General features: G+C 59.8%; 29 protein-coding genes. 19 read left to right on the forward strand and 10 right to left on the reverse strand.

Annotated features, from left to right (window positions below):
* The first annotated feature begins 23 nt into the window (after positions 1–23).
* The gene (locus ACFSAG_RS08525) at positions 24–1,307 is read left to right on the forward strand and encodes a cytochrome P450 (RefSeq protein ID WP_381513511.1); all 1,284 of its coding nucleotides are present in this window, start codon (positions 24–26) and stop codon (positions 1,305–1,307) included.
* A 21-nt stretch (positions 1,308–1,328) separates the two neighbouring features.
* Here the strand turns inward: ACFSAG_RS08525 and ACFSAG_RS08530 are convergent, their stop codons facing one another.
* On the reverse strand, positions 1,329–2,135 hold the full coding sequence (locus ACFSAG_RS08530) for a DUF1295 domain-containing protein (RefSeq protein WP_381513514.1): 807 nt from the start codon (positions 2,133–2,135) through the stop codon (positions 1,329–1,331).
* Positions 2,132–2,737 carry a lysophospholipid acyltransferase family protein gene (locus ACFSAG_RS08535; RefSeq protein ID WP_381513517.1) on the reverse strand — a complete coding sequence of 202 codons (606 nt, stop codon included), beginning with the start codon at positions 2,735–2,737 and terminating at the stop codon, positions 2,132–2,134. Before ACFSAG_RS08535 ends, ACFSAG_RS08530 begins: the two co-directional genes overlap by 4 nt.
* Positions 2,738–2,860: 123 nt before the next feature.
* Between ACFSAG_RS08535 and ACFSAG_RS08540 the strand changes: the two genes are divergently transcribed.
* The 4 genes from ACFSAG_RS08540 to ACFSAG_RS08555 are packed head-to-tail and all read left to right on the forward strand — an operon-like array spanning position 2,861 to position 5,880.
* The gene (locus ACFSAG_RS08540) at positions 2,861–3,991 is read left to right on the forward strand and encodes a beta-ketoacyl-ACP synthase III (protein ID WP_381513520.1); all 1,131 of its coding nucleotides are present in this window, start codon (positions 2,861–2,863) and stop codon (positions 3,989–3,991) included.
* Complete coding sequence (locus tag ACFSAG_RS08545; RefSeq protein ID WP_343904024.1) at positions 3,988–4,398, forward strand: ketosteroid isomerase-related protein; 411 nt, start codon at positions 3,988–3,990, stop codon at positions 4,396–4,398. The genes ACFSAG_RS08540 and ACFSAG_RS08545 overlap by 4 nt, the downstream gene beginning before the upstream one ends.
* 1 nt (position 4,399) lies before the next feature.
* Positions 4,400–4,987: a GNAT family N-acetyltransferase gene (locus ACFSAG_RS08550; RefSeq protein ID WP_381513526.1), complete on the forward strand. Its 588-nt coding sequence runs from the start codon at positions 4,400–4,402 to the stop codon at positions 4,985–4,987.
* Complete coding sequence (locus tag ACFSAG_RS08555) at positions 4,984–5,880, forward strand: carbon-nitrogen hydrolase family protein (protein WP_381513529.1); 897 nt, start codon at positions 4,984–4,986, stop codon at positions 5,878–5,880. Before ACFSAG_RS08550 ends, ACFSAG_RS08555 begins: the two co-directional genes overlap by 4 nt.
* 8 nt (positions 5,881–5,888) lie before the next feature.
* On the opposite strand, the gene ACFSAG_RS08560 is transcribed toward ACFSAG_RS08555, so the two are convergent.
* Together ACFSAG_RS08560 and ACFSAG_RS08565 are read right to left on the reverse strand one after the other, a co-directional pair.
* Positions 5,889–6,224: a PilZ domain-containing protein gene (locus ACFSAG_RS08560; RefSeq protein ID WP_381513532.1), complete on the reverse strand. Its 336-nt coding sequence runs from the start codon at positions 6,222–6,224 to the stop codon at positions 5,889–5,891.
* A 145-nt stretch (positions 6,225–6,369) separates the two neighbouring features.
* The gene (locus tag ACFSAG_RS08565; protein WP_374614880.1) at positions 6,370–6,546 is read right to left on the reverse strand and encodes a PspC domain-containing protein; all 177 of its coding nucleotides are present in this window, start codon (positions 6,544–6,546) and stop codon (positions 6,370–6,372) included.
* A 573-nt stretch (positions 6,547–7,119) separates the two neighbouring features.
* Between ACFSAG_RS08565 and recF the strand changes: the two genes are divergently transcribed.
* The 5 genes from recF to ACFSAG_RS08590 are packed head-to-tail and all read left to right on the forward strand — an operon-like array spanning position 7,120 to position 11,149.
* Complete coding sequence (gene recF, locus ACFSAG_RS08570; RefSeq protein WP_381513535.1) at positions 7,120–8,202, forward strand: DNA replication/repair protein RecF; 1,083 nt, start codon at positions 7,120–7,122, stop codon at positions 8,200–8,202.
* A gap of 11 nt (positions 8,203–8,213) precedes the next feature.
* Positions 8,214–9,848 carry a tetratricopeptide repeat-containing sulfotransferase family protein gene (locus tag ACFSAG_RS08575; RefSeq protein WP_381513538.1) on the forward strand — a complete coding sequence of 545 codons (1,635 nt, stop codon included), beginning with the start codon at positions 8,214–8,216 and terminating at the stop codon, positions 9,846–9,848.
* A gap of 40 nt (positions 9,849–9,888) precedes the next feature.
* Complete coding sequence (pgsA, locus tag ACFSAG_RS08580; protein ID WP_374614883.1) at positions 9,889–10,461, forward strand: CDP-diacylglycerol--glycerol-3-phosphate 3-phosphatidyltransferase; 573 nt, start codon at positions 9,889–9,891, stop codon at positions 10,459–10,461.
* A 2-nt stretch (positions 10,462–10,463) separates the two neighbouring features.
* Positions 10,464–10,715, forward strand: coding sequence for a molybdopterin converting factor subunit 1 (gene moaD, locus ACFSAG_RS08585; RefSeq protein WP_381513541.1), 252 nt, complete (start codon positions 10,464–10,466; stop codon positions 10,713–10,715).
* On the forward strand, positions 10,712–11,149 hold the full coding sequence (locus ACFSAG_RS08590) for a molybdenum cofactor biosynthesis protein MoaE (protein ID WP_381513544.1): 438 nt from the start codon (positions 10,712–10,714) through the stop codon (positions 11,147–11,149). Before moaD ends, ACFSAG_RS08590 begins: the two co-directional genes overlap by 4 nt.
* Here the strand turns inward: ACFSAG_RS08590 and ACFSAG_RS08595 are convergent.
* Complete coding sequence (locus tag ACFSAG_RS08595) at positions 11,146–12,051, reverse strand: hydrogen peroxide-inducible genes activator (RefSeq protein WP_381513547.1); 906 nt, start codon at positions 12,049–12,051, stop codon at positions 11,146–11,148. The genes ACFSAG_RS08590 and ACFSAG_RS08595 overlap by 4 nt on opposite strands.
* A 185-nt stretch (positions 12,052–12,236) precedes the next feature.
* Between ACFSAG_RS08595 and epsC the strand changes: the two genes are divergently transcribed.
* Complete coding sequence (gene epsC, locus ACFSAG_RS08600) at positions 12,237–12,953, forward strand: serine O-acetyltransferase EpsC (RefSeq protein ID WP_374614888.1); 717 nt, start codon at positions 12,237–12,239, stop codon at positions 12,951–12,953.
* Positions 12,950–13,294, forward strand: a complete 345-nt coding sequence (locus ACFSAG_RS08605; protein ID WP_374614890.1) for a DUF2794 domain-containing protein — start codon at positions 12,950–12,952, stop codon at positions 13,292–13,294. Before epsC ends, ACFSAG_RS08605 begins: the two co-directional genes overlap by 4 nt.
* Here the strand turns inward: ACFSAG_RS08605 and ACFSAG_RS08610 are convergent.
* The 3 genes from ACFSAG_RS08610 to ACFSAG_RS08620 are packed head-to-tail and all read right to left on the reverse strand — an operon-like array spanning position 13,291 to position 16,216.
* On the reverse strand, positions 13,291–14,541 hold the full coding sequence (locus ACFSAG_RS08610; protein ID WP_381513552.1) for an alanine racemase: 1,251 nt from the start codon (positions 14,539–14,541) through the stop codon (positions 13,291–13,293). The two genes, ACFSAG_RS08605 and ACFSAG_RS08610, sit on opposite strands and share 4 nt — an antisense overlap.
* Positions 14,538–15,935, reverse strand: coding sequence for a D-arabinono-1,4-lactone oxidase (locus tag ACFSAG_RS08615; protein ID WP_381513555.1), 1,398 nt, complete (start codon positions 15,933–15,935; stop codon positions 14,538–14,540). The genes ACFSAG_RS08610 and ACFSAG_RS08615 overlap by 4 nt, the downstream gene beginning before the upstream one ends.
* The gene (locus tag ACFSAG_RS08620; protein WP_381513558.1) at positions 15,932–16,216 is read right to left on the reverse strand and encodes a c-type cytochrome; all 285 of its coding nucleotides are present in this window, start codon (positions 16,214–16,216) and stop codon (positions 15,932–15,934) included. Before ACFSAG_RS08620 ends, ACFSAG_RS08615 begins: the two co-directional genes overlap by 4 nt.
* A 138-nt stretch (positions 16,217–16,354) precedes the next feature.
* Here ACFSAG_RS08620 and ACFSAG_RS08625 point away from each other — a divergent pair, with 138 nt between their 5' ends.
* On the forward strand, positions 16,355–16,924 hold the full coding sequence (locus ACFSAG_RS08625; RefSeq protein ID WP_381513560.1) for a TetR/AcrR family transcriptional regulator: 570 nt from the start codon (positions 16,355–16,357) through the stop codon (positions 16,922–16,924).
* Here ACFSAG_RS08625 and ACFSAG_RS08630 read toward each other — a convergent pair.
* On the reverse strand, positions 16,921–17,826 hold the full coding sequence (locus ACFSAG_RS08630; protein ID WP_381513563.1) for an SDR family NAD(P)-dependent oxidoreductase: 906 nt from the start codon (positions 17,824–17,826) through the stop codon (positions 16,921–16,923). The two genes, ACFSAG_RS08625 and ACFSAG_RS08630, sit on opposite strands and share 4 nt — an antisense overlap.
* A 217-nt stretch (positions 17,827–18,043) precedes the next feature.
* Between ACFSAG_RS08630 and ACFSAG_RS08635 the strand changes: the two genes are divergently transcribed.
* The 6 genes from ACFSAG_RS08635 to ACFSAG_RS08660 all read left to right on the forward strand — a co-directional run bounded on the left by ACFSAG_RS08635 (position 18,044) and on the right by ACFSAG_RS08660 (position 23,168).
* On the forward strand, positions 18,044–19,609 hold the full coding sequence (locus tag ACFSAG_RS08635) for an OprO/OprP family phosphate-selective porin (protein WP_381513566.1): 1,566 nt from the start codon (positions 18,044–18,046) through the stop codon (positions 19,607–19,609).
* A gap of 128 nt (positions 19,610–19,737) precedes the next feature.
* On the forward strand, positions 19,738–20,340 hold the full coding sequence (locus ACFSAG_RS08640) for a hypothetical protein (protein WP_381513569.1): 603 nt from the start codon (positions 19,738–19,740) through the stop codon (positions 20,338–20,340).
* A gap of 143 nt (positions 20,341–20,483) precedes the next feature.
* A complete protein-coding gene (locus ACFSAG_RS08645) occupies positions 20,484–20,888 on the forward strand; it encodes a hypothetical protein (protein ID WP_381514125.1) in 405 nt (134 codons plus the stop codon).
* A 42-nt stretch (positions 20,889–20,930) separates the two neighbouring features.
* Positions 20,931–21,227, forward strand: a complete 297-nt coding sequence (locus ACFSAG_RS08650; RefSeq protein WP_381513570.1) for an HPr-rel-A system PqqD family peptide chaperone — start codon at positions 20,931–20,933, stop codon at positions 21,225–21,227.
* Positions 21,220–22,074, forward strand: a complete 855-nt coding sequence (locus ACFSAG_RS08655; RefSeq protein WP_381513573.1) for an HprK-related kinase A — start codon at positions 21,220–21,222, stop codon at positions 22,072–22,074. Before ACFSAG_RS08650 ends, ACFSAG_RS08655 begins: the two co-directional genes overlap by 8 nt.
* On the forward strand, positions 22,071–23,168 hold the full coding sequence (locus tag ACFSAG_RS08660; protein ID WP_381513576.1) for a nucleotidyltransferase domain-containing protein: 1,098 nt from the start codon (positions 22,071–22,073) through the stop codon (positions 23,166–23,168). Before ACFSAG_RS08655 ends, ACFSAG_RS08660 begins: the two co-directional genes overlap by 4 nt.
* On the opposite strand, the gene ACFSAG_RS08665 is transcribed toward ACFSAG_RS08660, so the two are convergent.
* Complete coding sequence (locus tag ACFSAG_RS08665) at positions 23,165–23,836, reverse strand: HAD family hydrolase (RefSeq protein ID WP_381513579.1); 672 nt, start codon at positions 23,834–23,836, stop codon at positions 23,165–23,167. The genes ACFSAG_RS08660 and ACFSAG_RS08665 overlap by 4 nt on opposite strands.
* Positions 23,837–23,869 lie beyond the last annotated feature (33 nt).

Genomic DNA, 23,869 nt, shown 5'->3' on the forward strand with positions numbered 1-23,869 from the left:
CCAAAATGATATGCATGGTTGCAATGGCGCAGCCGCTGCGTATCGTCATCACGGGTGGATTTACGAAACACGGGGTAGTGATTTCAATGTCAGACGAAGAACAGCCGTTGCCGACGGGATACCAGCTCTCTGCGCTGGATCCGACCTATCGGGAAACACCCTGGGTGCCGCTCGATCGGTTGCGTGCCGCCGATCCGGTCCACCATGACCAGCAGCTTGGCCGCTATTTCCTGACCCGCGGGCGCGAGGTTTCGGAACTGATCAAGAACCGCGATCTCAACGCCGACCCGCGCAAGGCCAATGAAGGCAGCTTTTCGAAGACGCTATACGGTGCGAACAGCAAGGAATTGTCGATCCTGATGCTCGACGATCCAGAGCATAAGCGCCAACGCACATTGGTGCTGAAGGCGTTCAACAAACGCTCGGTCGATGCGCTGCTGCCGCGGATCGAGGAAATCGCCAAGGGTCTGGCCGATGATATCGATGCAGCCGAGGGTGAGTTTGATTTCGTCCAACTGTTCGGATCTCCGCTGCCGACGACGGTGATGGCCGAACTGCTCGGCATCAATCCCGCCGACCGCAAGGATTTCCGCCGCTGGTCACTGGGCTGCATGCAGGCGCTCAATCCGTTCCGCACGCCGGAGCAGACCGCGCTTTATGAGGAATCGACAACCGTGCTTGCCGATTACCTGGCGCGTGAGGTTGATATCCGGCGTTCCAAGCCGAGCGATGACCTGATCACCCGCCTCGCACAGGCGGAGGAGGAGGGCGACAGCCTGACGACGCAGGATATCGTGCTGCTGATCCGCCTGCTGCTGATTGCGGGCAATTCGACCACCACCGACATGCTGGGTGCGGGCGTGGTGCAATTGCTCAAGCATCCCGACCAGCTCGCCAAATTCCGCGCGCGGCCAGACCTGCACGACAATGCGATGGACGAGATATTGCGCGTCGAACCGCCCGTGTCGCAGGTGCTACGCAGCGCGCATGAAGATATGCAGGTTGCCGACAAGGCGATCAAAAAGGGTGATACCATCCACATGTCGCTGTTTGGCGTGCATTTCGATCCCGAAATGAACCCCGATCCGCAGACATTCGATATCGAACGCAAAAATGTGCAGCATTTCGCCTTTGGCGGCGGGGCGCATTATTGCCTAGGCGCGGGGCTGGGCAAGGCACAGGCGAAGATCGCGCTGCCAATGCTGTTCAACCGTTTCCCCGACCTTGCCTTCGCGCCGGGCCGCGAGGTGAAGCACAAGGTGGCGCCAGCCTTCAACGGCTATGGCGAGATCTGGTTGGTGAAATAGCCCCTGCCCAAAAAGGGTGGGTTATTTCTTGGGCGGCCAGGGAAAGAAGCCCGAGGTCCGCTCGATATAGGCGGCATAATCGGGGCGGTTCTTTTTGAGGCTGCGTTCGAGCAGCGGCTTGCCCGACCATTTGGTGAGCGTGAAGGTCAGGAAAATCGGGCCGATGATACTCACCCAGCCAGCAGGGCCGGTTTCCGCCGCGACCAGCCAGATACCCCACCAGGTGCAGGCATCGCCGAAATAATTGGGGTGGCGGGTATAGCGCCACAGGCCGGTGTCGAGCACCTTGCCCTTGTTGGCGGGGTTGCTGCGGAAGGCCTTCAACTGCGCATCGCCGACGGTTTCAAAGATGATCCCGATCATCGCAATGACGACACCTGCCCATGCGATCGGGCCCATGACCCAGCGTCCGCCTTCGCTCGCCCAGATACCAAGCTGTGCTGGCAGCGAGGTAATGAACAGCAATGGTGCCTGCGTCAGGAATACCATCAGCAGCGCGGTCTTCGCCCAGCTCCACCCCTTGGTTTCCATCGCATGGCCCATGATTTTCTTGTAGCGCGGGTCTTCACCCTCGCGCCGCCAACGGGTGATGAGGTGGACGGCAAGCCGCACGCCCCAGATAGTGGTGAGCGCCAGCAGCACATCGGCGCGGCGGCCATTGCCATCGATCTGCATCCAGCTTGCCCAGGCAAGGATGACCATCCCAAACGCCCAGAATGCATCGATGAACGAGACGTCACGGATTTTGACCGAATAGGCCCAGAGCAAGAGGATCGCTGCCATCAACACCGCAAGGTTGATTGCCAGCATGGTCAATGCACCACTCATGTTTCGCTCTCCCCGGTTATGCTCGCCATCTGCTTCGATGGAAATTTGGGCGTCACCTTGGCATAAACCTCGGCAACCTTCGCCATGTCGGCTTCATAGTCGCCGGTCGGCCAGATCAGCGGGCCAAGCCCGCCGGTTTTCTTGCCATAATCCATCATGCCGACGACCATCGGGACATTGGCCCCCATGGCGATATGGTAGAAACCGGTTTTCCATTTGCGCACTGCACCGCGTGTGCCTTCGGGCGCGATGGTCAGCATGAATTCCTTGTGCTTGCCGAACTCGTCAATCATAGCCTGCACATAATTGCCGCCCTTTTTGCGATCGACCGGAACCCCGCCCATGTCGAGCATGAAGTTGCGCATCGGCCATCGGAACAAAGCGGTCTTGGCCATGAAATGCGGCTGGATCCCCAGCGTCTGCGTCAGGCCGATATAATAGAGGAAATCCCAGTTCGATGTGTGCGGGGCTGCGATGATGATGAAGCGGCGCGGCTCCGGAATTTCACCCACCGCAGTCCAGCCCTGCCGTCTGTAAAACCACATCAACAAAGCCCGCACGCCACGTGAAAGCAGGCTGGGTTTACGCGTCTCCAATGCCATCTGTTTTGTGGCTCCCCTCTTGTTGACGATACTGGACTCGGCGCGCAGCAAAAGCAATTAGCTTGTTTCCCGTATTGGGTGGCGCTAGTCGACAGCCAGCAAAACATAAACAGCGGGAATCCCATGACAGACGCTTTCACTCCGGTCATTTCGGCGACCGGGCTTTACACCCCGACAGATACCATTTCGAACGACGAACTGGTCGCCAGCTTCAATGCGTATGTTGACCTCTACAATGCGCGCAATCCCGATGCGGAGCCGCTGGTGCACAGCTCGGTCGAGTTTGTCGAGAAAGCGAGCGGCATCAAATCGCGCCATGTGATCGACAAGACCGCAATCATCAACCCCGAAATCATGGAACCGCGCTATGCAGAGCGCCCCAATGACCAGATTTCGCTGATGGCCGAAATCGGCGTTGCCGCCTGCCGCGATGCGCTGGCCAAGGCCGGCCGTGACATTGCCGATGTCGATGCCGTGCTCTGCGCCGCATCGAACATGCAGCGCGCCTATCCGGCGATGGCGGTGGAAATCCAGCATGAACTGGGCATGCAGCGCGGCTTCGGCTTTGACATGAATGTCGCCTGTTCGTCGGCGACTTTCGGCATCCAGACTGCCGCCGATTATATCCGTGCTGGCAATGCCAAATCGGTGCTGGTGGTGAACCCTGAAATCACTTCGGGCCATTTGAACTGGCGCGATCGCGACAGCCATTTCATCTTCGGCGATGTGGCGACCGCAATCCTTGTCGAAGCGAAGGACATCGCCCCTGCGCAGCATTGGGAAATCCTCGGCACGCGGCTGAAGACCCAGTATAGCAACAATATCCGCAACAATTTCGGTTTCCTGAACCGCGCCGAAGGCAAGGGGCCTGTCGATCAAAGCGGACCTAAGTCCGACAAGCTGTTCGTCCAGGAAGGCCGCAAGGTCTTCAAGGAAGTGGTGCCGATGGTCGCACAGATGATCGTCGATCATGCCGCCGACCTTGGCCTTGAAGGCAGCGGGCTGCGCCGCCTGTGGCTGCACCAGGCCAACCAGGGGATGAACCGCCTGATTTCGCAGCGTGTCTTGGGGCATGAGGCGAATGAGGATGAAAGCCCGACCGTGCTCGACACCTATGCCAATACCTCAAGCGCCGGATCGATCATCGCCTTCCACAAGCATAGCGAAGACCTGAAAGCAGGCGATATCGGCCTTATCTGCTCCTTTGGTGCCGGCTATTCGGCGGGCAGCGTCTTCGTACGGAAGGTTGCATGAGCCGCGCCGATACGCTCGCCCTGCTCGGGCGCTATTATGAGGCATTCAATGCGGGCAACGGCGAGGGGATGCTCGCCTGCCTGACCGAGGATGTCGCGCACGATATCAACCAGGGCGATCGCCAATCGGGCAAGGATGCGTTCCGCACTTTCCTTGCGCACATGGATCGTTGCTACAAGGAACGGCTGACCGACATCGTGCTAATGGCCGACGAGGATGGCCGGCGCGGTGCCGCTGAATTCATCGTCCATGGCGAATATCTGGCGACCGATGAAGGCCTGCCCGAAGCCGCAGGGCAGACGTACGAACTGCCCGCCGGTGCCTTTTTCGAGGTGCGCGACGGCTTGATTTCGCGGGTTTCGGTCTATTACAACCTTGCCGACTGGATCCGGCAGGTCGGGGGCTGAGTTGACGGTTGCTGTTCGCACGCTGACAGGTGCGGAAATATCGGCTGCGCTCGACGATCTGGCGCAACTGCGCATCGAGGTGTTTCGCGCCTTTCCCTATCTGTACGACGGCGATGTCGCCTATGAGCGCGACTATATCGCCGAGTTTGCTGCGGCGCCGCACGCCGCTTTGGTCGCCGCCTTTGATGGTGACCGGATAGTGGGTGCTGCCACCGCTTCGCCAATGATCGCGCAAAAGGCCGAGTTCCAGCGCCCCTTTGTTGAGCGCCGGATTGATGTCGATCGGCTTTTCTATTTCGGCGAGTCCGTACTGCTGCCCGAATATCGCGGGCAGGGCATCGGCCATGCCTTTTTCGACCAGCGTGAGGCGGCGGGACGTACGGCGGGGGCGGTGCAAGCGAGTTTCTGCGCGGTGGTTCGCGCCGTCGACCATCCGGCGAGGCCCGCCGATTACCAGCCGCTCGATGCCTTCTGGCAAAAGCGCGGCTATCGGCCTATCATAGGCTTCACGACCGATTTCGAGTGGAAGGAAGTCGGCGGTGCGGAAGAGGTTTCGCACCAGATGCAATATTGGATCGGCCCCTTATGAGCGCCTTCACCATCGCCGCCGCGCAATATCCGATCGACGAAGTCCGCAGTTTTGTCGAGTGGGAGGACAAGCTGGCTCGCTGGGTAGCCGAAGCCAAGGCAGGCGGGGCGAGCCTCGCGCTCTTCCCCGAATATGGTATCATGGAATTGACCGCCGCCAACGCCAAGGCGCGCGACGATCTGGCATATTCGCTGGCGTGGCTATCCGATCATCGCAGCGATATCGACGCCGCGCATGAACGGCTGGCGGCCGAGCATCATATCCATATCTGCGCCGCATCTTGCCCGATGCGGGTGGGGGATGCCTATCACAATGTCGCGCGCCTTTTTGCGCCCAACCGCAAGATGGGCGAGCAAGCGAAGATTGTGATGACGCGATTCGAGCGCGAGATCTGGGGCGTTTCGGGCGGCCGCGAACTCACCCTGTTCGATACCGCGCTGGGAAAGATTGGCATATCGATCTGCTATGACAGCGAATTTCCAATGATTGCACGGGTGCTGGCAGAGGCAGGGGCGAAATTGCTCCTCGTCCCCTCTGCTACTGATGGATTGACCGGCTATTGGCGGGTGCGCATCGGTGCGCAGGCCCGCGCACTCGAAAACCAGTTCTATGCCGTGCATTCGCCGACGGTGGGGGAGGCGCCCTGGTGCCCCTCGCTCGACAGCAACCGCGGGGCGGCGGGGGTTTATGGACCGCCCGACCTTGGCTTTCCCGATGATGGTGTTGTTGCTCTGGGTGCGCTGGACCAGCCGATGTGGCTGTTTGCCGAGGTCGACCTTGCAAAGGTCGATGCGGTGCGTGCCGAAGGGGCGGTGTTCAACCAACGGCACTGGACCGAACAGTCCGACGATGCCTTGGCGGGACTGCCCGTGGTGACGCAAAGCCTGCTGTAAGTCGCGCCCTATTTGCGCAGCGCGGGGAAGCTCGCGAGGATATGGTCGTAAATCGCCGGGTGCAGCCCGGTCAGGAATGCACAGCCATATTCATCGCGCTTTTTCCAGGCGACTTCCGCCTCGAGCGGCGCAAATCCCGGCAGGGTGATGAAGATCGATCGGTCTTGCCGCAACAGCGTTACCGAAAAGACCCGGCATCCCGATTGCGACAGGTCGAGCATATGGGCCTTGTGTCGCCCGCCTGCATATTCGCGCACGTCGATGGGGATGTAGACATCCCCGCGGCCAAAGCGGCGGGATTCGAGATTTTCATCGTCGTAGGCGTTGTTAACTTCATCTGGCATGCAAACTGGTCCTGAGTGCAGTTCCTCGATTGCATGATGGTTACCACGGCGAAAGTTAAAGTCCCAACAGTACAAGGACGTTAAATTTGGGTTACCGATCAGATGTTACTACTTTTTACAATATGAGCCTGAAGGTCGATTGGGGTCAATCGAGGATCAACCCCAAGGCGACGTAAATCAGGATGGCCGAGCCAAAGCCGAACAAAGTGGCGAGCACGAAGATCACGCGAACAACGGTGGCATCCATGCCGGTCCAGTTGGCGAGGCCGGCGCATACGCCCCAGATTTTCTTGTTGGCGCGGTCGAGCGTCAATTTGGTCATTTTGCTTTCCTTTGAAGTAACGGGCTTGACGACAGGTGGCAGATCGAACTTCGGGTTCATCAGACGATACCACCCGGAAGCGCGGGGGCAATGCTCATCCCGACCGTGACGAAAGCGCACAGCAGAGCGGCTGCGATCGAGAAGAGTTGGTTGCGAGATGAAGCGTTCATGTCAAATTCCTTTCTTGGGTGACGCTATCAGGCGAGATAGGGGGCTACAGGAGCAACTGCGGGAGCAACGCTGACGCCGATGGTCAGGAATGCACATGCGATGGCTGCGAATACCGAAGCGAACTGGTTACGGGTCGAAATGGTCATTTTAAAAGTCCTTCCTTGTTCATGTTCCGGATCATTCCGGGGATGCCAAGGTTATTGCAGGAGGCGTGCCAATTTTAGGAAATACATTAAAAACAATTACATAGAATTTTCCGACGTGAAAAACACGATTTTACGAACCTGAATATTAGGAAAATACGCCAATATTTTGGGATGGCTGTGGTGGAAATTGCGCCAACTTGCCGGGCGAGCACCAAATCGGCGTTGACGCGGCCTGCATCTCGGATAGGGCAAGGCTATGGCGCTCGATCGGCTCGACCTTACGGATTTTCGCAACCATGCCGCGTTGAGCGTTCGCCCGCAGGGGCGCTTCATCATCCTGCATGGCTCGAATGGTGCGGGAAAGACCAACATATTGGAGGCGGTTTCGCTGATGGTTCCCGGCCGGGGGCTGCGGCGCGCCAATCTGCACGAAATGGCACGGCAGGGTGGATCGGGCGGATTTGCCGTCTCGGCGCGGCTGGGTGAAAGCAATTTGGGCACCGCGGTGAGTGCAGAAGCACCTGGCAGGCGCATCGTCCACATCAATGGTGCCAATGCCGCGATCAACGATTTGGCCGAATGGCTCTCCATATTATGGCTGACGCCTGCGATGGACCGGTTATTCATGGATGGTGCCGGCGCACGGCGGCGTTTCCTCGACCGGTTAGTGCTCGCGCTTGAGCCTGCGCACGCGCTCAACAGCAGCCGTTATGAAAATGCCCTGCGCCAGCGCAACCGGATGCTGTCCGAAGGGCAGGGCGATACCGCCTGGTTCGAAGCGATCGAGGCCAGCATGGCACAATATGCCGCGGCAATCATTGCCAGCCGTTCGCGCACTGTCGCGCAACTTTCGGAGCGTATAGCCGCGATGCCCCCATCACCCTTTGCCAAACCTTTGCTAGCGCTGGAGGATGCGACGGTGTCTGATGCTGAGGCGCTGGCGGCAGGCTGGCGGGCCAATCGCGGGCGCGAACGGGCGGCAGGGCGCACCCTTACAGGGCCACATCGCAACGACCTGCTTGTGCGCCATGATGGCCATGGGCAGCCGGCGGCAAGCTGTTCGACCGGCGAACAGAAGGCGCTGTTGCTTTCGTTGATCCTCGCCCATGCTGCTCTGGTGGCGGAATTGCGCGGCGCATCGCCGATATTGCTGCTCGATGAGGTCGCGGCGCATCTCGACCCAGGCCGCCGTGCGGCGCTTTTCGAGCGGCTTCATGATACTGGCAGCCAGGTTTGGATGACGGGCACCGAGGAAGCGTTGTTTGACAGTGCCGGCAGCGATGCGCTGCGCCTCCACATCGCCGACAGCGCGCTTGGCGATGCCGGGGCAATGCGATAAGCGCAGGATCGATGACGCAAACCGCCCCTGATCTTGCCAGCCATTATATCGCGCGCGGCATGCGCAATCCGCAGTTGATTGAGGCCGCGCTCGCCATCAACGAGGACCGGCTGGCCGACGCAGAGCCGTTGCTGCGGGCGCATCTGCGGCAGGATCCGCTTGATGTCGCGGCTATCCGCCTGATGGCACAGCTTGCGGCGCGGCTGGGGAGGTTCAAGGACAGCGAGGCGCTGTTGCGGCGTGCGATTGAACTTGCGCCCGATTTCACGGCAGCGCGGTCCAATCTTGCCGGCATCTTGTACCGGCAGAACCGTTTTGAAGAGACGGTCGAGATGCTCGGCACCGTTCTCGAGGTTGATGCCGATGATGCCAGCGGGCAGAGCCTTATGGCGGCGGCGCTGGGCCGGATCGGCGAATATGACGAGGCTTTGGCGCTTTATAGCGCGCTGACCGATCGTTTTCCGACACATGCCAAGTTGTGGATGAGTTTCGGCCATGTCCTCAAAACCGTCGGCAAGCAGGATGAAGGTATTGCCGCCTATCGCCGTGCGCTGGAGGTCGAGCCAACTTTGGGCGAGGTGTGGTGGAGCCTTGCGAACCTGAAGACGGTGCGTTTCGATGAGGCTGATATCGCTGCGATGGAGGCTGCGCTCGATACGGCAGCGCTGTCTGACGATGACAGGCTGCATCTGCACTTCGCGCTTGGAAAGGCGTTTGACGACCGGCGAGAGGCCGAAACCTCCTTTGGCCATTATGATCGCGCCAACGCCATCCGGCACGGCCAGCTCGATTATGATCCAGACATTGTCACCCGACATGTCGACAAGATCATCGCCACACTGACCCCCGAATTCCTCGCCAGCCGTGCGGGGCAGGGCGATGCGACCCCCGATCCTATCTTCATCCTCGGCATGCCGCGCGCAGGATCGACCTTGCTCGAGCAGATATTGGCGAGCCATTCGCAGATCGAAGGCACGATGGAACTGCCCGATATGCCGGCAATTGCATTGCGTGAGGGCAAAACGGTGCCAAGCGGCTGGGTGGATGCGGTGAAGGAGATGCCGGGCGAGCGGCTCGCCGAATTGGGGAGCGAGTTCCTCCGCCGCACCGCGGTGCAGCGCAAGACTGATAAACCCTTCTATATCGACAAGCTGCCCAACAACTGGATTTACACTGGCCTCATCCACCTGATCCTGCCCAATGCAAAGATCATCGATGCGCGGCGGCATCCGCTAGATTGCTGCTTCTCCAATTTCCGCCAGCATTTCGCCAAGGGGCAAGCCTTCAGCTACAGCCTGTCTGACATGGGGCGTTATTATTCAGATTATGTTCGTCTGATGGCGCATTTCGATGTCGTGCTGCCGGGCCGCGTCCACCGCGTCATTCATGAAGCGGTGATTGAAGAGCCCGAGGCACAAGTCCGCGCGATGCTCGATTATCTGGGTGTTCCTTTCGAAGAGGCCTGCCTCAATTTCCACCAGAACAAGCGCGCGGTGCGCACTGCATCGAGCGAGCAGGTCCGCCGCCCGATCAACCGCGACGGTGTCGAACAATGGAAACCCTATGAGCAATGGCTCGATCCGCTGAAGGATGCACTCGGTGGGTTATGGCAGGCTTATCCGGCGGTTCCCGCAACAGGAAAATAGCGGATGTTTTTCCGCACATTTGGCGTTAGGAATTGATGACATGCTGAGCCTGCCCAATATCCTCACGCTCTCACGCATCTTCGCGGTGCCGATCCTTGTGTTCCTGCTGTGGCCAGGTACCAAGCCGCAAAGCGTGCAGCCTTTGCCGATCGATTACTGGTTCGCTTTCGCGCTCTACTGCCTGATGGGGATCACTGATTATTTCGACGGCTATCTGGCGCGGGCGCAGGGTACCGTTTCGAAACTCGGCGTGTTTCTCGATCCGATTGCCGACAAGATCATGGTCGGTGCAGTGATCCTGCTGCTGGTGTTCACCCGCGATGTAGATGGCTGGCACGTCATCGCCGCGCTCGTCATCCTGCTGCGCGAAATCACTGTTTCGGGCTTACGGGAATTCCTCGCCGGGTTGCAGGTTTCGGTGCCGGTTTCACAACTGGCCAAGTGGAAAACCACCGCGCAACTGGTTGCCTTTGGCGGACTGATCCTGGCAGGTGCGCTGCCCGATTGGGCGCTTCTGAAAACGGCCGCGCTCAGCCTGTTGTGGGTCGCCGCGGTGCTGACGATCATCACCGGCTGGGACTATCTGCGCGTCGGCATCAAGCATATGGATTGACCATGCGGCTGGTCTATTTCGCACGCGTCCGCGAGGCGCTGGGCCGCGATGTCGAGGATATCGACTTTCCAGGCAAAGTGCAGACCGTTGCCGAGGCGCTCGATTGGCTGGCGTCGCAATCCCCCAGCCATGCCGAAGCATTTGCCGACCGTTCGAAGCTGCGCTTTGCGCTCGACCAGCGCATGGTGAAAGCCGATGCCGCGATTTCCGGTGCGAGCGAATTTGCCATTTTCCCGCCGGTAACAGGCGGATGATCCGCGTCTCGATCCATACCGAAGCGTTCGACATTGCGGCCGAAGCTGCAATGCTCGAGCGGCTCGGCGTTGGTGCGGTTGCGACTTTCACCGGCATCGTGCGCGCCGACGATGGTGTGACCGCGATCGAGCTTGAGCATTATCCGGGCATGACCGAGGCGAGCCTTTCGGACATTTGCGAAGAGGCGCTCCAGCGTTGGGGATTGGCAGGCTGTACGATTATCCACCGTGTCGGGCGGATGGAGGTGGGCGAGCCAATCGTGCTCGTGCTGGCGGCGGCCGCGCACCGCGCTGCCGCGCTTGAGGCGTGCGCCTACCTTATCGACCGATTGAAAACCGACGCGCCATTCTGGAAAAAGGAATATCGTGACGCCGATGCGGTCTGGGTTGAGGCCAAGGCCAGCGACACCCAACGCGCTACGCGCTGGGATTAAGCGACAACCAATTCGCGCATCGTTTCCGCGAGCAATTCGAACTCGGGCTGGCGCGGGCTGTTGGTGCGCCAGACCAGCGCAATTTCGCGGCTGGCATGCGGTGCATCGAGTGGCCGTGCCTCGACTTCGGTGCCATTGAGCAACCCGTTCTTCACTGCGATTTCGGGCACCAGGGTCTGCCCGAGGCCGTTGTCGACCATCTGGATCAGCGTGTGCAGCGATGTGCCCAACATCGTCGCTGATGCGCGCAGTTCGGGCCGGTTGCAGGCGGCGAGCGCATGGTCTTTCAGGCAATGCCCGTCGACCAGAAGCAGCAAGCGCGATTCATCGATCATTTCGGGAACGATGGTGTTGGGCGGATTATCGGGCTCTCCCTTGGGAAAAGCAACGAACAGCCGGTCGTCGAACAGTTTGGCATGCTCGGTATCGCCGCAGCCATAAGGCAGCGCGAGCAGTACGCAATCGACCTGTCCCCTGTGCAAGGCTTCGCATGCAGCGGCGCTGGTTTCCTCGCGCAGGTAGAGTTTGAGATCGGGATATTTCTTGCGCAACGACGGCAGCAGGCGGGGGAGCAGGAAGGGGGCGATCGTCGGGATCACGCTCATCCGCAATTCATCGGCCAGCGGCTTGCCCGCGGCCCGCGCCATATCGGCGAGTTCCTCTGCCTCGCGCAAGATGCGGTGCGCCTTGGCGACCATTTTGGTGCCGAGCGGGGTGAAGCGGACGACGCGGCGCGTGCGTTCGACCAACACCAAGCCGAGGAGCGATTCCAATTCCCTTATGCCTGCCGACAGCGTCGATTGCGTCACATAGCAGGCGTCGGCTGCCTTGCCGAAATGGCCATGCTCCTCAAGCGCGACCAGATATTGCAACTGTTTGAGCGTAGGCAGATAGGTCGACATTTTTCGGTCCAATCGATTAATAGGCCGTAATTAATCGTTATGGTCGATAAAATCCATGTTTTTCCTTTGACCAAGGCCGACAGGTCTGGAATTATTTGCGCTATCGCTTAACTTTACAGATGTATTGAACGAATGGCCAATGCGGGCGAAATGCCCATGCTGCGGGTTGCGGGAGGTTAAAGGCCATGTTTGGAAATTTTGTCGAGTATCTCGACTCTATCAAGGCCCGCGATCCGGCGCCGCGCACCCGTTGGGAAATCTTGCTTTATCCCGGCGTTTGGGCGCTTGGCCTGCATCGCGTTGCGCACTGGCTGTTCAAGGGCGAAATGTATTTCCTCGCGCGGTTGGTGAACCACATCGCGCGCTTCCTGACCGCGATCGATATCCACCCCGGTGCGACGATCGGGCGCAATTTCTTCATCGACCATGGCTTTGTCGTGATTGGCGAGACAGCCGAGATTGGCGACAATGTGACGATCTATCAGGGGGCAACGCTGGGCGGCACCAATCCCACCAGCGGCCAGGGCGGCAAGCGCCACCCGACCATCGGTGACAATGTGATCATCAGCCTTGGTGCGGCGATCCTCGGCCCGATCACCGTCGGCGCTAACAGCCGCATCGGCGCCAACGCCGTTGTCACCAAGGATGTACCCGAAGGCGCGACCATGGTTGGCATCCCGGCCAAGCCGACCTTGGTTGAGGTTAAGCCCGAGACGCAGAATTTTGTGCCCTATGGCACGCCGTGCAGCGAACGCTTCGATCCGGCAACGCAAAAACTCGAAATCCTGCAATGCGAAATGGAAACGATGCAAAAGCGGTTGGCGCAACTGCTGGAGGAACGCGATGCTGCGGCTGCCGCGAAAAGTGCCGCACGCAAGCGCGGGGGTAGCAAGTCGGCTTGAGCGCAATTCTGCCTTTTCCGGTTGCGGCGCGCCAGGCCCGCCAAGTCGGTTTCGAACGCGACGAACTCACTCGTATATTGGATCTCTATGGCCGAATGGTCGCGGCGGGCAACTGGCGCGATTATGCCATCGATCTTGGCCGCGACACCGCGATCTTTTCCGCCTTTCGCCGCACAGCCGAGCGCCCCGAATACCGCATCGTCAAGGATCCTTCGCTGCGCAACAAGCAGGGCATGTGGGCGCTGATTGGCGAAGGCGGCGCGGTATTGAAACGCGGCCACGAACTGGTGCCCGTCTTGGCCCCGGTGGAGCGAAAGTTGCTCAAACTGGTTGAGGGTTAGGCGCTCACCGGGAGTGTTGGCCAGCTTTCGGCAATTTCCTCGCCATCAAACACCGCGATATCGCCGAATTGCAGGAACAGGGCTTCGCTCTGGTCAGGGCGCAGGAAGATGATGTCGCCGGGCTTCAAGTCGATCTTGCGCGATCCGGTGAGCAATTCCTGGTTGGACGAGCGGCCGAACAGCTTGGAATATTGGAGGCCTTCGGGTGAGGCGGGTTTGGCGAGCCAGTGGCCACCATGGATGTAGAAGCCGCGTTCGGTGTTGCGATCCCACCAATGGAGCGCGCTCGAGAGTGGTTCAAGACCCGGCAGTTGTTGGTCGCCACTCGCCTTGAGGACGGGGGTTGCGATGAAGGCAGAGGGCGCAAGATCGGCCAAGTCTTCATAATCGAAATCGCCGGGTTTGACGAAGGCGGAGCCGACCGACACTTCATTCGCGACCGTGCCCTTGCAATGGCGGCGGAAGGTGGGGCTGCCTGCGCCGTTGACTGTTATCGCCGAAATGTCGAGATCGGCAGCTTTCAAAATCCCGATGGCGTTTTTGTAAGCATCCTGCGTCGCTGCATAGGCCTTGTCCGGGCTGGGCATTTTGGGAACATGCGGGTCATAGCCCATCAGGCCGGAAATCTTCGCATTTGCCGCGATCGCGCTTTTAACGGCTGCGGCCAACTCGCCCGGATCGGCAAAGCCGCCGCGATGAAGGCCGACATCGATTTCGAGGCTGGCATTAAGCGGAACGCCGCGCGCCTTCGCAACCGCGACATATTCCGAAAGACGCAGCGGTGTATCAATGAGCCATTGGACGTTTCCGACGGCATCCTTGCCTGCGGTGTCGATGACGCGCGCATATTCGCTCGTGGGGAGGGGCTTGCCCATCAGATAGTCGGCTTGCGGGCGTGCTGGCAGCAGTTGCAGCAACATTTCCGCACTGAACACCATCAACCGGTCGCTACCCATGCCCGCCAGTACGGCATCGAGCAGTTTGGGCGAGGGCAGTGATTTGGCCACGACGCGGAGCGGCAGGCCGGCCTTGTCTACGCTTTGCCGGATGGCCGCGATATTGGCGACCAACCTCTGGCGATCGATCACGAGCGTGGGACGGTTCAATCCCGCACGGCCAAGCGCGCCAGCCAAATTTCGGAAATAATCGCTGTGCATCGCTCCCTCCTCTGCCGGGCGCAGCAGCATTGCACCCGCACCCGCCGCAATCAAGGCACCGCCGCCGATGAAGAAGGTGCGGCGCTTCATCCGAAAATGCGCTTCAGGAAAGGATTGAGCATCCGGCCATCGGGATCAACCGACCGCCGGATGGCGTCGGCCTCTGCAAATTGTGGATAAAGCTGTTTGAATTCCTGTGCGCCGAGCGAATGCAGCTTGCCCCAATGCGGCCGCCCGCCCGCCTCGCGGAATACCGGCTCGGCCAAGCGGAACATCCAGTCATGGTCTTCCTTGTACCAGGCATGCACCGCAATCGATCCGCTTTCGCGTTCGTAAAAGGGGGAGAGCCAGGCATCGTCGGGCGCGATGATGCGGGCTTCGATGGGGAAGAAGACGCCGCGCGCATCGCTTTCGATCCGGCGGATGATTTCGCGCAGCGCCCCGACCTGCTCGGCTATCGGCAGGTGATATTCCATTTCCTTGAATCGCACGGGGCGTTCATTCGACAATAGCTTCCAGCCTTCGTCGATGGCGATATCCGGTGGGATGTCGGCCATTGCCGATTGCGCGGCTTTCTTGCGCAGTTCGGGCGCGAATTCGAACAGGTCGCGCAGCGATTTCAGGTCCATCAGCGTATCGGTGTCGCCATCCGGGCCGCGCGGGCGCACCGGTTCGGTCGTGGTGTCGTGGGTGATCAACGCCGATTTGCCGGTGAAGGGCAGCACAAGGAATTCGGCGTTGCGGTGCTTTTCGGCCAGCGCCGGCCATTGGCGCAGCATGTCTTCGGTATCGACCAGCGACACGATTTTCTTCACCCGCTCAAGCGGGCGGTTCTGCAAGGTGACTTCGCTGACCACGCCAAAGGCACCAAGCGAAACGCGCGCTGTGTGGAACAGTTCGGGCCGCAATTCGCGACTGCACTCTGCAACTTCGCCATTGGGCAGGACGAGCCTCATCGCGGTCACTTCGCCATGAATGGCTTTCACGCCTTTGCCAGTACCATGCGTTCCGGTTGCAAGTGCGCCTGCCAGCGTCTGTTTGTTGATATCGGGAAGGTTGGGCATCTCCTGCCCAATCCCCGCGAGCAATGGCCCAAGCGCCGACAATTTGGTTCCGGCCCTGACTGTGGCGGTCATCGCCGTCGCATCATGGCTTACCAGCCCGCTCAACCGATCGAGCGAAAGCAATGTGCCCTCGGTAGGCACCAGTTCGGTGAAACTGTGCCCCGATCCGACCGGGCGGATCGGCGTCTTTGCCCCTGGCAAAAGTGCGGCAAGCTCTGCCTCGTTGGCTGGTGCTGCCCGGGTGGCAGGATAAGCATAAGCGTTGCCAGCCCAGTTTGACCAGAGCGCGCGCCCGTCGGCATTGATCGCATCGGGAAGTTCAAGCTCTCGACTGAGCCACATGCGGCGGCCAGCCAAACCACCTACGCCAAGCGCAAGCAAACCCGCCCCACCCAACAAGACGCGACGCCCTATCTTCATTGTTCATCCTCCCGCCCGGCCATGAATCGGATCAGCCTCTTCAAATCCTCTGGCGTACAGGTGAAGCATTGTCCGCCCGCCGGCATGCCATTCTTCCCCTGAATGCTGGCGGAGAGCAAGGCCGCTTCGCCCTGTGCCCAGCGCGCATCCCATGCGCTACGATCGCCGGTCAGCGGCGCTAGCGAGTCCTTCACCGTGTGGCACGCCTTGCACGATCCTGCATACAACTCTGCCAAACGCGGGTCCGCAGGGGAGAGTTGGGCACTCAGTTCGGGCGTCATTGGTTGTGCGGAAGGTACCGGTTCGTCGCAACCCCCTAGCCATGGCAGGAGCAGTAAGGCTATATATTTGCGCATAAATTCCCTTTCCCAATCGAGAAAATATAGTTATCACTATATTAGGTCAAGCAGGATTTCGAGATGCCGCACAAACCTGTCCAATACCGGTCACTCGCGACCTACGAAAAGTTGCTCGACGCGGCGGGGGAGTTGCTGGCGGAAGAGGGCGTCGAACGAATCAGCACCAACCGGATTGCTGATCGTGCAGGCGTTACCCCACCCACGCTCTACCATTATTTCGAAGACAAATATGCGGTGCTGACCGCGCTCGGCAAACGGTTGATGGACGCGCAGAATGCGCTGGTTGCGCTTGATCCGGCGCAGGATGAAGTGACGATTGCAAAGACGTTGCTCGACCATGTCGAGCTGACGCGCAAAAGCGCGGGCGGGCCCTGGGTGATGCGGATGCTGCGCGCGGTGCCGCAATTGGCAGAGGTGCGGCTGTCGTCGCACCGGGCATTGGCGGAGGCTTTGGCCGAACGTGCGTTGGCGCTAAACCCCCAAAAAGGTCGCGCCAGCCTGGTGCTTAGGGCCAGGCTGGCGGTCGATCTGGGTTATGCAGCGATCGAACTCGTTTTCGACGAACCCGAACTCGATCGCGAAGAAGTGATGGCAGATGCGGCCCGGGCAATCCGGGCGCTGCTGCTTTAGCCGGCTTTCGCCTGCAGCAGTTTCATCGCCTGCATCGACTGTTCGCCACCCGACTGGGGCACGATTTCGCCGGTGCGGTCGCTGATCTGGGCAAAGTTGGCTGCCACACCTTCGGGCGACAGGTCATCGCCCGAAAGCAGCATGCCCTGCGTCATGGTGACATTTGCGGTGTGGAAGAAACCGGCACCGGCGCCCATGATGACATTGGCGGGCGCGTCTTCCGAAACCAGGAACAGCGCAGCCGGAACGACATTGACCGGATCGAACATTGCAAATGCTGCGGGCAGAAGAATGTCTTCAGTCATGCGCGTTGCCGCGATCGGGGCCAGCGTGTTGCACTTCACATTATATTTCGCGCCTTCGAGATAGAGCGACTTGGTGAAGCCAGCGAGACCGAGCTTGGCAGCGCCATAGTTGGTCTGGCCGAAATTGCCGTAAAGGCCGGTCGACGAGGCGGTCATCAGGATGCGGCCATAATTCTGTTCGCGCATCGTATCCCACACCGCCTTGGTGCAGTTGGCCGAACCGTTGAGGTGGACATCGACGACCAGTTTCCAGTCAGCCATTTCCATCTTGGTGAAGCTCTTGTCACGCAGGATGCCGGCATTGTTGATCAGGATGTGAACGCCGCCCCAGGCTTCCTTTGCCTTGGCAACCATTTCCACCATCTGCTCATATTCGGTGACGCTGCCGCCGTTCGACATGGCTTCGCCGCCAGCTGCCTTGATTTCTTCAACCACCTTGAGTGCGGCATCCGAATGGCCGGTGCCATCGCGCGCACCGCCAAGGTCGTTCACGACAACCTTTGCACCGCGCTTGGCGAGTTCGAGCGCATATTCGCGGCCCAGTCCGCCGCCGGCTCCGGTCACAATGGCGACTTTATCTTTGAAGTTGATGGTCATCGACAATCTCCAGATTTATGGGGCAGGGAAGCGCAAGGCAGCGACTCCAAAACCCCGGGAATTTTGCGACGCGCGGCTTGGCATGACGTTTACGTTTACGCAAGCGTAAAGCGTGGAAATGGCGACTGTAACAAAAGCTACTCATTGCCGTCATAAAGACGACGCGAATTGGCAATCTAACTGTCACAGCGATTCGGGAAAGGACAGGGGAAACACCATGATTTCAGCGCGCAAAATATTGATGGGCAGTGTTGCAACCGCAGCAATGCTGGTTGCAAATCCGGCTCTTGCCCAATCGAACGATGCCGAAATCGAGGCACTTCGGGCCGAGGTTGCCGCATTGAAGGAGCAACTGGCTTATCTTTCCGCCAAGGTTGAGAAGGCTGCCGCTGCACCAGCGCCTGCACCCACGCCTGTCGCAACTGCGGAGAAAAAAGCCGATGTAAAACCTGCACCTGAAATCAGTTTCAAAGGTGCCCCCGAAATCAAGACCGCCGATGGCTGGAGCTTCAAGCCGCGCGGGCGCCTTCATTATGATGCGGGCTATGTCAGTATCCCCGGCGATTATGCCGCGAGCCGCAACCTTGGGTTCAACAGCCGTGTCCGCCGCGTGCGCCTGGGTGCCGAAGGCACGATGCCCGGTGGTTTCGGCTATAAGGTTGAGGCTGATTTTGCCAACAGCAGCACCAATTTTGGTGATGTTTTCCTAAGTTACAGCCCGGCAAACGCGCCGATTGTGGTGCGCATCGGCAATTTCGAAACGCTAAACGGGCTTGAGCAGGTCAGCAGTTCGAACAACAACTCCTTCCTTGAGCGTGCCGCGTTCAACGATGCCTTCCTCAACAGCCGTCGCCTTGGCGCCGCGGTAGCCTGGCACAGCCAAAATGACGATGTACGCGCCGAGATTGCGATGTTCACCGCGCACAGCATCGATAGCAGCTTTGATAATGATGGCTGGATCGGCGCCGCGCGCCTGGTTTATGCGCCCAAGGCGCTGGGCGGTCAGCTGCATTTCGGGTTAGGTTACCAGCATCGCGAATTTGCCTCCAACGGTGGTGTGGCCGGGGTCAACAACCCGTCGACCGGCCAATTGGCGCGCTATCGTGCCCGGCCCAACACGCAATTGACCGACGTGCGTTTTGTCGACACCGGCAGTTTTGCTGCCAAGAGCGACCGCATCATCGGCGTCGAAGCCGCCGCTATCTTCAAAGGGCTGTATCTTGCCGGTGAAGCACAATGGCTGAAAGCCGATGCCTATCAGGCAGGCGATCTGGCTTCGGGACTCGATGTCTTTTCGGGCGGTAACTCCGCGATCGTTGCCGCGACCAATCCCGAATTTTTCGGCGCTTATGGCGAGATTGGCTATTTCCTGACCGGCGAAACGCGCGGTTACAAGCGTGGTGATGGCACCTGGAACCGCACCAAGGTGCTCAATCCAATCAACAAGGGCGGTTCAGGCGCATTCCAATTGATGGCGCGCATTGATCATGTCGATCTGGATGATGCCGCACTCAAAAACGGGCTAACCAATAATTTCACCACAGGTGCGACCAGCCTTGCTGCGCTCAATAGCCGTCTGGGCCGTGGCGGCTCGCAAACCGGATATCTGCTGGGCTTCAACTGGTATCCGATCGACTATATCCGCTTCATGCTCAACTATGGTCGCATCGATGTCGAAGGTGGCCCGATCGCAGCGCTTGTCGATCCGACATCGACCGTGGCGATCGACCAGCGCGGTTATGGTGTCGACCTGTTCCAGGCTCGGATGCAGATCGAATTCTGATCAACAACGCCAAGCCGTTCCAAAGGAACGACGAAGCGAAGTCATGCAGTAAATGGCGGCATTGATACATTGTATCAAAATGCCATTTAGGCGCTGGGGGAAACGCTCTTAAGTTATTGGAGTGTTTTATGTTTCGTTACGCACGTTCGGTAGCAGTGGCCGCATGCCTGGTGTCGGCCACTTCGCCAGCGCTGGCCCAGTCGCACGGCACACACCAACACAATCACGGATCGAGCGCTCACACAGCGCCCTATAGTCCGATCACCATGGCCGAAGTTGAGGCTGCGCAGCAGGCGTGGGGCAACGCCCTGGTCTCCATCTCAACCGAATATGACAATAAGGGTTTTGCCGCTGCGAAGAAGCTCGCCGAAACCGTTCTCGACAGCGCCTATGGCTATAATATGGGCCCGGTGCTGTTCAAACCGACCTTGACGCTCGCCCCGCAGACCTTCCGCACGACCCGTGACGGAGCTCTCGCCTATTTTGTAGGCGGTAATTCGGAATATAAGAATGACACCGGCTTCGCGCTCAAGAGTTGGCGTTCGTACAAGGTGCAGAATGCGGGTGTTATCATCACCGGCAATTCTGCCATTTCTATGGGCAATGTTAGCCTCACCGATAGCAAGGGCAATGTCACCACCGTTGACAAGACCTGGGGCTATGTGCGCGATGGCGAAGGCAAGCTGCGTATCGTGCTGCACCATTCGTCTTTGCCTTACACGGCGAAGTAAGCGGTGTGACATTCAGAAGGGGCGGACATTGGCTCCGCCCCTTTTCACGTTAACTGCCGCGAGACAGCCTGTCCCGTTACTAGACGCCACAAAGGCTTTACAATTCGGCTTATGGATTCCTGCGCGGTCTTTGCTAAGTGCACATGATGAGTGGCGAAATCCCTGACAACGATGATGCGATGCAGATGCCGACGCGCCGACGCGCGTTGATGCTGGGTGCAGCGGGCGTGGCGGCGGTGGTTTCGGTTCGTCCGGCGCTTGCGCAGACCGCAGGGTCGGTGCTGAACTGCGAAATTCCGGTGCCCGGCCCGCATGGTGCAGGCATGAATATCGATGCCACCGGCAATCTTGTTGCCCCCGATACACCCGGTTCTTTCACCGCCACCGGCCAGCGCTTCAGTGGTGAGGAAGTGAAGCGCGCGCTTTCCGGCCAGACTTTGCCGGGCACGACCTACGAACAGAGCCAGGCCTATGTGAACTACATTCGCCGCCTGCAGGCGGGCCAAAGCGGATTTACCTGTTTCGCATCGCTGCAAATGCCACGCTGACCGGCTGATTGAATTTTAACGGCTATGCGTTAGGCATTGGCCGTGGGCAGTTCAAAAGTCCTTTACCGTGCCGAACCGGCTGACCAGCGGCTTGTCGAACCACTCGACATGATGACGCTCATTTACCAGCGGCGTTCAGGCATTACGCATATGGTGGGAGAGCCCGTGCCGCAGATGCTCGCGGCGATGGGTGACGATGCTGTGGACGCGGCAATACTGGCCAAACGCTTGGCCAAGACGTTCGATCTTGGCGGAGCAGCGGATGCAGTGGCGGTGCTGTCCGAGCGGCTGGAGGAGCTGGCCGAACTCGGGCTGGTAGAGCGTATTACCGATGCATGAATTTCGCGTGCAGGTGGGGCCGGCGGCTTTCCGCATCGGATCGGCATGGCGCGAACCCTTGGCGCAGATGGCAGAGCTTTACCGCGACTATCCGCAGCCGGAATTCACCGATTTCAGCGTGCGGCTGGAGCCAACCGGTTTGCTGCGCCGTTGGCTGCGGCCGTCGGTCGCGATTTGCGGCGATTATATGCTGCCCGATGCTGCGCCCTTGCCACTGGCGCAGGGCCTGCTTGCGGCGGAAATGGCGATGAACCTGCAGATGGCGCTGGGCTGGCGGCGGCACCTGCTGCTCCACGCGAGCGCGGTAGAGCGTGACGGTCGGGTGCTGGTGATGACGGGGCAGTCAGGCTCAGGCAAATCGACCTTGTCTGCGCTGCTCGGATCGCGCGGCTGGCGTTTCATGGGTGACGAATTTGTGCTGCTTGATCCTGTGAGTGGCGATGCCGTTCCGTTCCCGCGCCTGATCAGCCTGAAGAACAGCGCTATCGCAGCGATGCAGGCGGTAAAGCCCGATGGTCACTTTGGGCCGCTGCTGGCGGGCACGCCCAAGGGCGATATACGCCATCTGGTTCCTCCTGGCGATGCGATCGCGCGGATGGGGCAGGGTGGAGCGCCCGCTTTGCTCTTGTTCCCGCGCTTTGGTTATCCGGGCGAAGTGCGCGAGGTGGCCCCGGGCGAGACCTTCATGCGGCTGACCCAGGCGTCGACCAACTATGTCGCGCTGGGCGAGACGGGGTTCATCACACTGACTCGTTTCGTCCGATCAGTGCCGTCGCGCGCGATCGATTATCAGTCGGGCGAAGAGGCGGTCGCGCTGGTCGAACAGCTGTGGGAGCGGCTGGCATGAGCCGCGATGCAAAGCTGTTGGTCGATGCGTTGCGCGATCCCGCGATCGCAAGCGATCTCGATGTGCAGGGCTGGACCGAATTGCTCTCGATGGCGCGCGCCGAACTGTTGCTTGGCACGCTCGCCGAGCGACTCAAAATTGAGTCGGTGCCACCGAAGGTCGCAGAAATACTTGCCGAAGCGCGGGTCAATGCCGATTACCAGCGCCGCTCCGCGCTGTGGGAGGCGGATTGCGCTCGGCGGGCCTTGGCAGGCTATGGCGGCAAGGTCGTGTTGCTCAAAGGCACAGCTTATGTCGCAGCGGGCCTCAAGGCAGGCGAGGGCCGCTCGATTGGTGACCTCGACATCTTGGTGGCGCGCGACGATCTTCCGCAGGTTGAGGCCGCGCTGCTCGCTGCCGGTTGGGAATGGGTCAAACCCGACCCCTATGACGACGCCTATTACCGCGATCATATGCACGAACTTCCGCCGCTGATCCACAAGGAGCGCGACCGGATGATCGACGTCCACCACACCATCCTGCCGCTGACTGCTAGGCAGACGCCGGATGCGGCTGGGATGTTGGGCGCGGCTATCCCCCTCCCGCCTGCGGGAGGGGTTAGGGGAGGGGGCGAGCAAAGCGAGCCTTACGGGATTTCAGGCCCTCCCCCCTCCCCTCCCGCAAGCGGGAGGGGAGGATTATACACCCTCTCCCCCACCGACATGGTCTGTCACAGCGCAGCGCATCTCTTTGCCGATGGTGAATTGGACGGGGGTTTGCGCAATCTTTGGGATATTCACTGCCTACTCGGCCAATTTTCGAGCGCCGAGTTCTGGGTTCAATTGCGATCGCGCGCTTCGCTGCACCAGCTCTCCGAACCCGTCGAACGCGCCGTTCGGCTGGCGCACCAGCTTTATGGAACCCAAATTCCGAAGGATTGGGCGGGCTGGCACCGGCAGGATAAATGGTATGTGGCGCGGCTGACCGCGCGCGACGGCTGGGGCCGCCCGACGCGAAAGTTTATCCGGCTGCTATTCTACATCCGCTCGCACTGGCTCCGAATGCCGCCATTGATGCTGGCGCGGCACCTGTGGGTCAAGTGGCGCAAGGGCTAGCCCAGCGTGTGAAGCGTTTCGACCAGTTCGTCATAATGGTTGATCACAGCATCGGCGCCCAGTTCCTCCGCAGGTTGGCTGAGAAAGCCAAAGGCTACTGCCACGCTGGGGATGCCTGCCGCACGTGAGGCATGAACATCGTGGATGGAATCGCCGATATAGGCGGCGCGGCCACCGCCACAGCGTGCAATCATTTCGTGGATCGGATCGGGCTTGGGCTTGCCATTGCCTTTCCCCATCGTGTCACCGCCGATGATGGTGACGAACCGCTCCGCCAGCCCGACATTGCCGAGCAGTTCGACCGCGAGGCTTTCAAATTTGTTGGTCACCACCGCCAGTTTGACGCCCATAGCCTCTAGCGCGTCGATCGCTGTGACCAGGCCCGGAAAGGGCGGGCAATTGCTGCCCAGATTGGCGCGATAATGATCGATCAGAACAGGGTGGAGCGCGCGGATGGTTTCCTCGTCGGCTTCGCCCGATTGCTGCAGCCCCAAAGTCAGCATGTGCCGCGTGCCCATCCCGACCAGCGCCTTGACGCCATCGGTGGCAATCGGCGGCCGGCCAATGCTTTGCAGGGCATGGTTGAGCGAGGCGGCAAGCTCGATGCTGGTATCGAGCAGCGTGCCATCGAGATCGAAGCCGACAATGTCGAAGGGGAATTTTGTCATATCGTCTTTAGCTGTCCGCAAATTCTGGAAACT

Source organism: Sphingorhabdus buctiana, from assembly GCF_042680825.1.
Lineage (GTDB): Bacteria > Pseudomonadota > Alphaproteobacteria > Sphingomonadales > Sphingomonadaceae > Sphingorhabdus_B > Sphingorhabdus_B buctiana.

Excerpts from the sequence above, each read along its gene's own strand:
- ACFSAG_RS08630 (WP_381513563.1), bottom strand. The coding sequence starts at position 17,826 with ATGACCATCAACTTCAAAGATAAAGTCGCCATTGTGACCGGAGCCGGC.
- ACFSAG_RS08620 (WP_381513558.1), bottom strand. The coding sequence starts at position 16,216 with ATGACGCCCGAACTGAGTGCCCAACTCTCCCCTGCGGACCCGCGTTTG.
- ACFSAG_RS08640 (WP_381513569.1), top strand. The coding sequence starts at position 19,738 with ATGTTTCGTTACGCACGTTCGGTAGCAGTGGCCGCATGCCTGGTGTCG.
- ACFSAG_RS08595 (WP_381513547.1), bottom strand. The coding sequence starts at position 12,051 with ATGTCGACCTATCTGCCTACGCTCAAACAGTTGCAATATCTGGTCGCG.
- ACFSAG_RS08575 (WP_381513538.1), top strand. The coding sequence starts at position 8,214 with ATGACGCAAACCGCCCCTGATCTTGCCAGCCATTATATCGCGCGCGGC.
- ACFSAG_RS08555 (WP_381513529.1), top strand. The coding sequence starts at position 4,984 with ATGAGCGCCTTCACCATCGCCGCCGCGCAATATCCGATCGACGAAGTC.
- ACFSAG_RS08665 (WP_381513579.1), bottom strand. The coding sequence starts at position 23,836 with ATGACAAAATTCCCCTTCGACATTGTCGGCTTCGATCTCGATGGCACG.
- ACFSAG_RS08625 (WP_381513560.1), top strand. The coding sequence starts at position 16,355 with ATGCCGCACAAACCTGTCCAATACCGGTCACTCGCGACCTACGAAAAG.
- ACFSAG_RS08655 (WP_381513573.1), top strand. The coding sequence starts at position 21,220 with ATGCATGAATTTCGCGTGCAGGTGGGGCCGGCGGCTTTCCGCATCGGA.
- pgsA (WP_374614883.1), top strand. The coding sequence starts at position 9,889 with ATGCTGAGCCTGCCCAATATCCTCACGCTCTCACGCATCTTCGCGGTG.
- recF (WP_381513535.1), top strand. The coding sequence starts at position 7,120 with ATGGCGCTCGATCGGCTCGACCTTACGGATTTTCGCAACCATGCCGCG.
- ACFSAG_RS08645 (WP_381514125.1), top strand. The coding sequence starts at position 20,484 with ATGATGAGTGGCGAAATCCCTGACAACGATGATGCGATGCAGATGCCG.
- ACFSAG_RS08525 (WP_381513511.1), top strand. The coding sequence starts at position 24 with ATGGCGCAGCCGCTGCGTATCGTCATCACGGGTGGATTTACGAAACAC.
- moaD (WP_381513541.1), top strand. The coding sequence starts at position 10,464 with ATGCGGCTGGTCTATTTCGCACGCGTCCGCGAGGCGCTGGGCCGCGAT.
- ACFSAG_RS08635 (WP_381513566.1), top strand. The coding sequence starts at position 18,044 with ATGATTTCAGCGCGCAAAATATTGATGGGCAGTGTTGCAACCGCAGCA.
- ACFSAG_RS08565 (WP_374614880.1), bottom strand. The coding sequence starts at position 6,546 with ATGACCAAATTGACGCTCGACCGCGCCAACAAGAAAATCTGGGGCGTA.
- ACFSAG_RS08530 (WP_381513514.1), bottom strand. The coding sequence starts at position 2,135 with ATGAGTGGTGCATTGACCATGCTGGCAATCAACCTTGCGGTGTTGATG.
- epsC (WP_374614888.1), top strand. The coding sequence starts at position 12,237 with ATGTTTGGAAATTTTGTCGAGTATCTCGACTCTATCAAGGCCCGCGAT.
- ACFSAG_RS08535 (WP_381513517.1), bottom strand. The coding sequence starts at position 2,737 with ATGGCATTGGAGACGCGTAAACCCAGCCTGCTTTCACGTGGCGTGCGG.
- ACFSAG_RS08615 (WP_381513555.1), bottom strand. The coding sequence starts at position 15,935 with ATGAAGATAGGGCGTCGCGTCTTGTTGGGTGGGGCGGGTTTGCTTGCG.
- ACFSAG_RS08560 (WP_381513532.1), bottom strand. The coding sequence starts at position 6,224 with ATGCCAGATGAAGTTAACAACGCCTACGACGATGAAAATCTCGAATCC.
- ACFSAG_RS08545 (WP_343904024.1), top strand. The coding sequence starts at position 3,988 with ATGAGCCGCGCCGATACGCTCGCCCTGCTCGGGCGCTATTATGAGGCA.
- ACFSAG_RS08590 (WP_381513544.1), top strand. The coding sequence starts at position 10,712 with ATGATCCGCGTCTCGATCCATACCGAAGCGTTCGACATTGCGGCCGAA.
- ACFSAG_RS08540 (WP_381513520.1), top strand. The coding sequence starts at position 2,861 with ATGACAGACGCTTTCACTCCGGTCATTTCGGCGACCGGGCTTTACACC.
- ACFSAG_RS08610 (WP_381513552.1), bottom strand. The coding sequence starts at position 14,541 with ATGAAGCGCCGCACCTTCTTCATCGGCGGCGGTGCCTTGATTGCGGCG.
- ACFSAG_RS08660 (WP_381513576.1), top strand. The coding sequence starts at position 22,071 with ATGAGCCGCGATGCAAAGCTGTTGGTCGATGCGTTGCGCGATCCCGCG.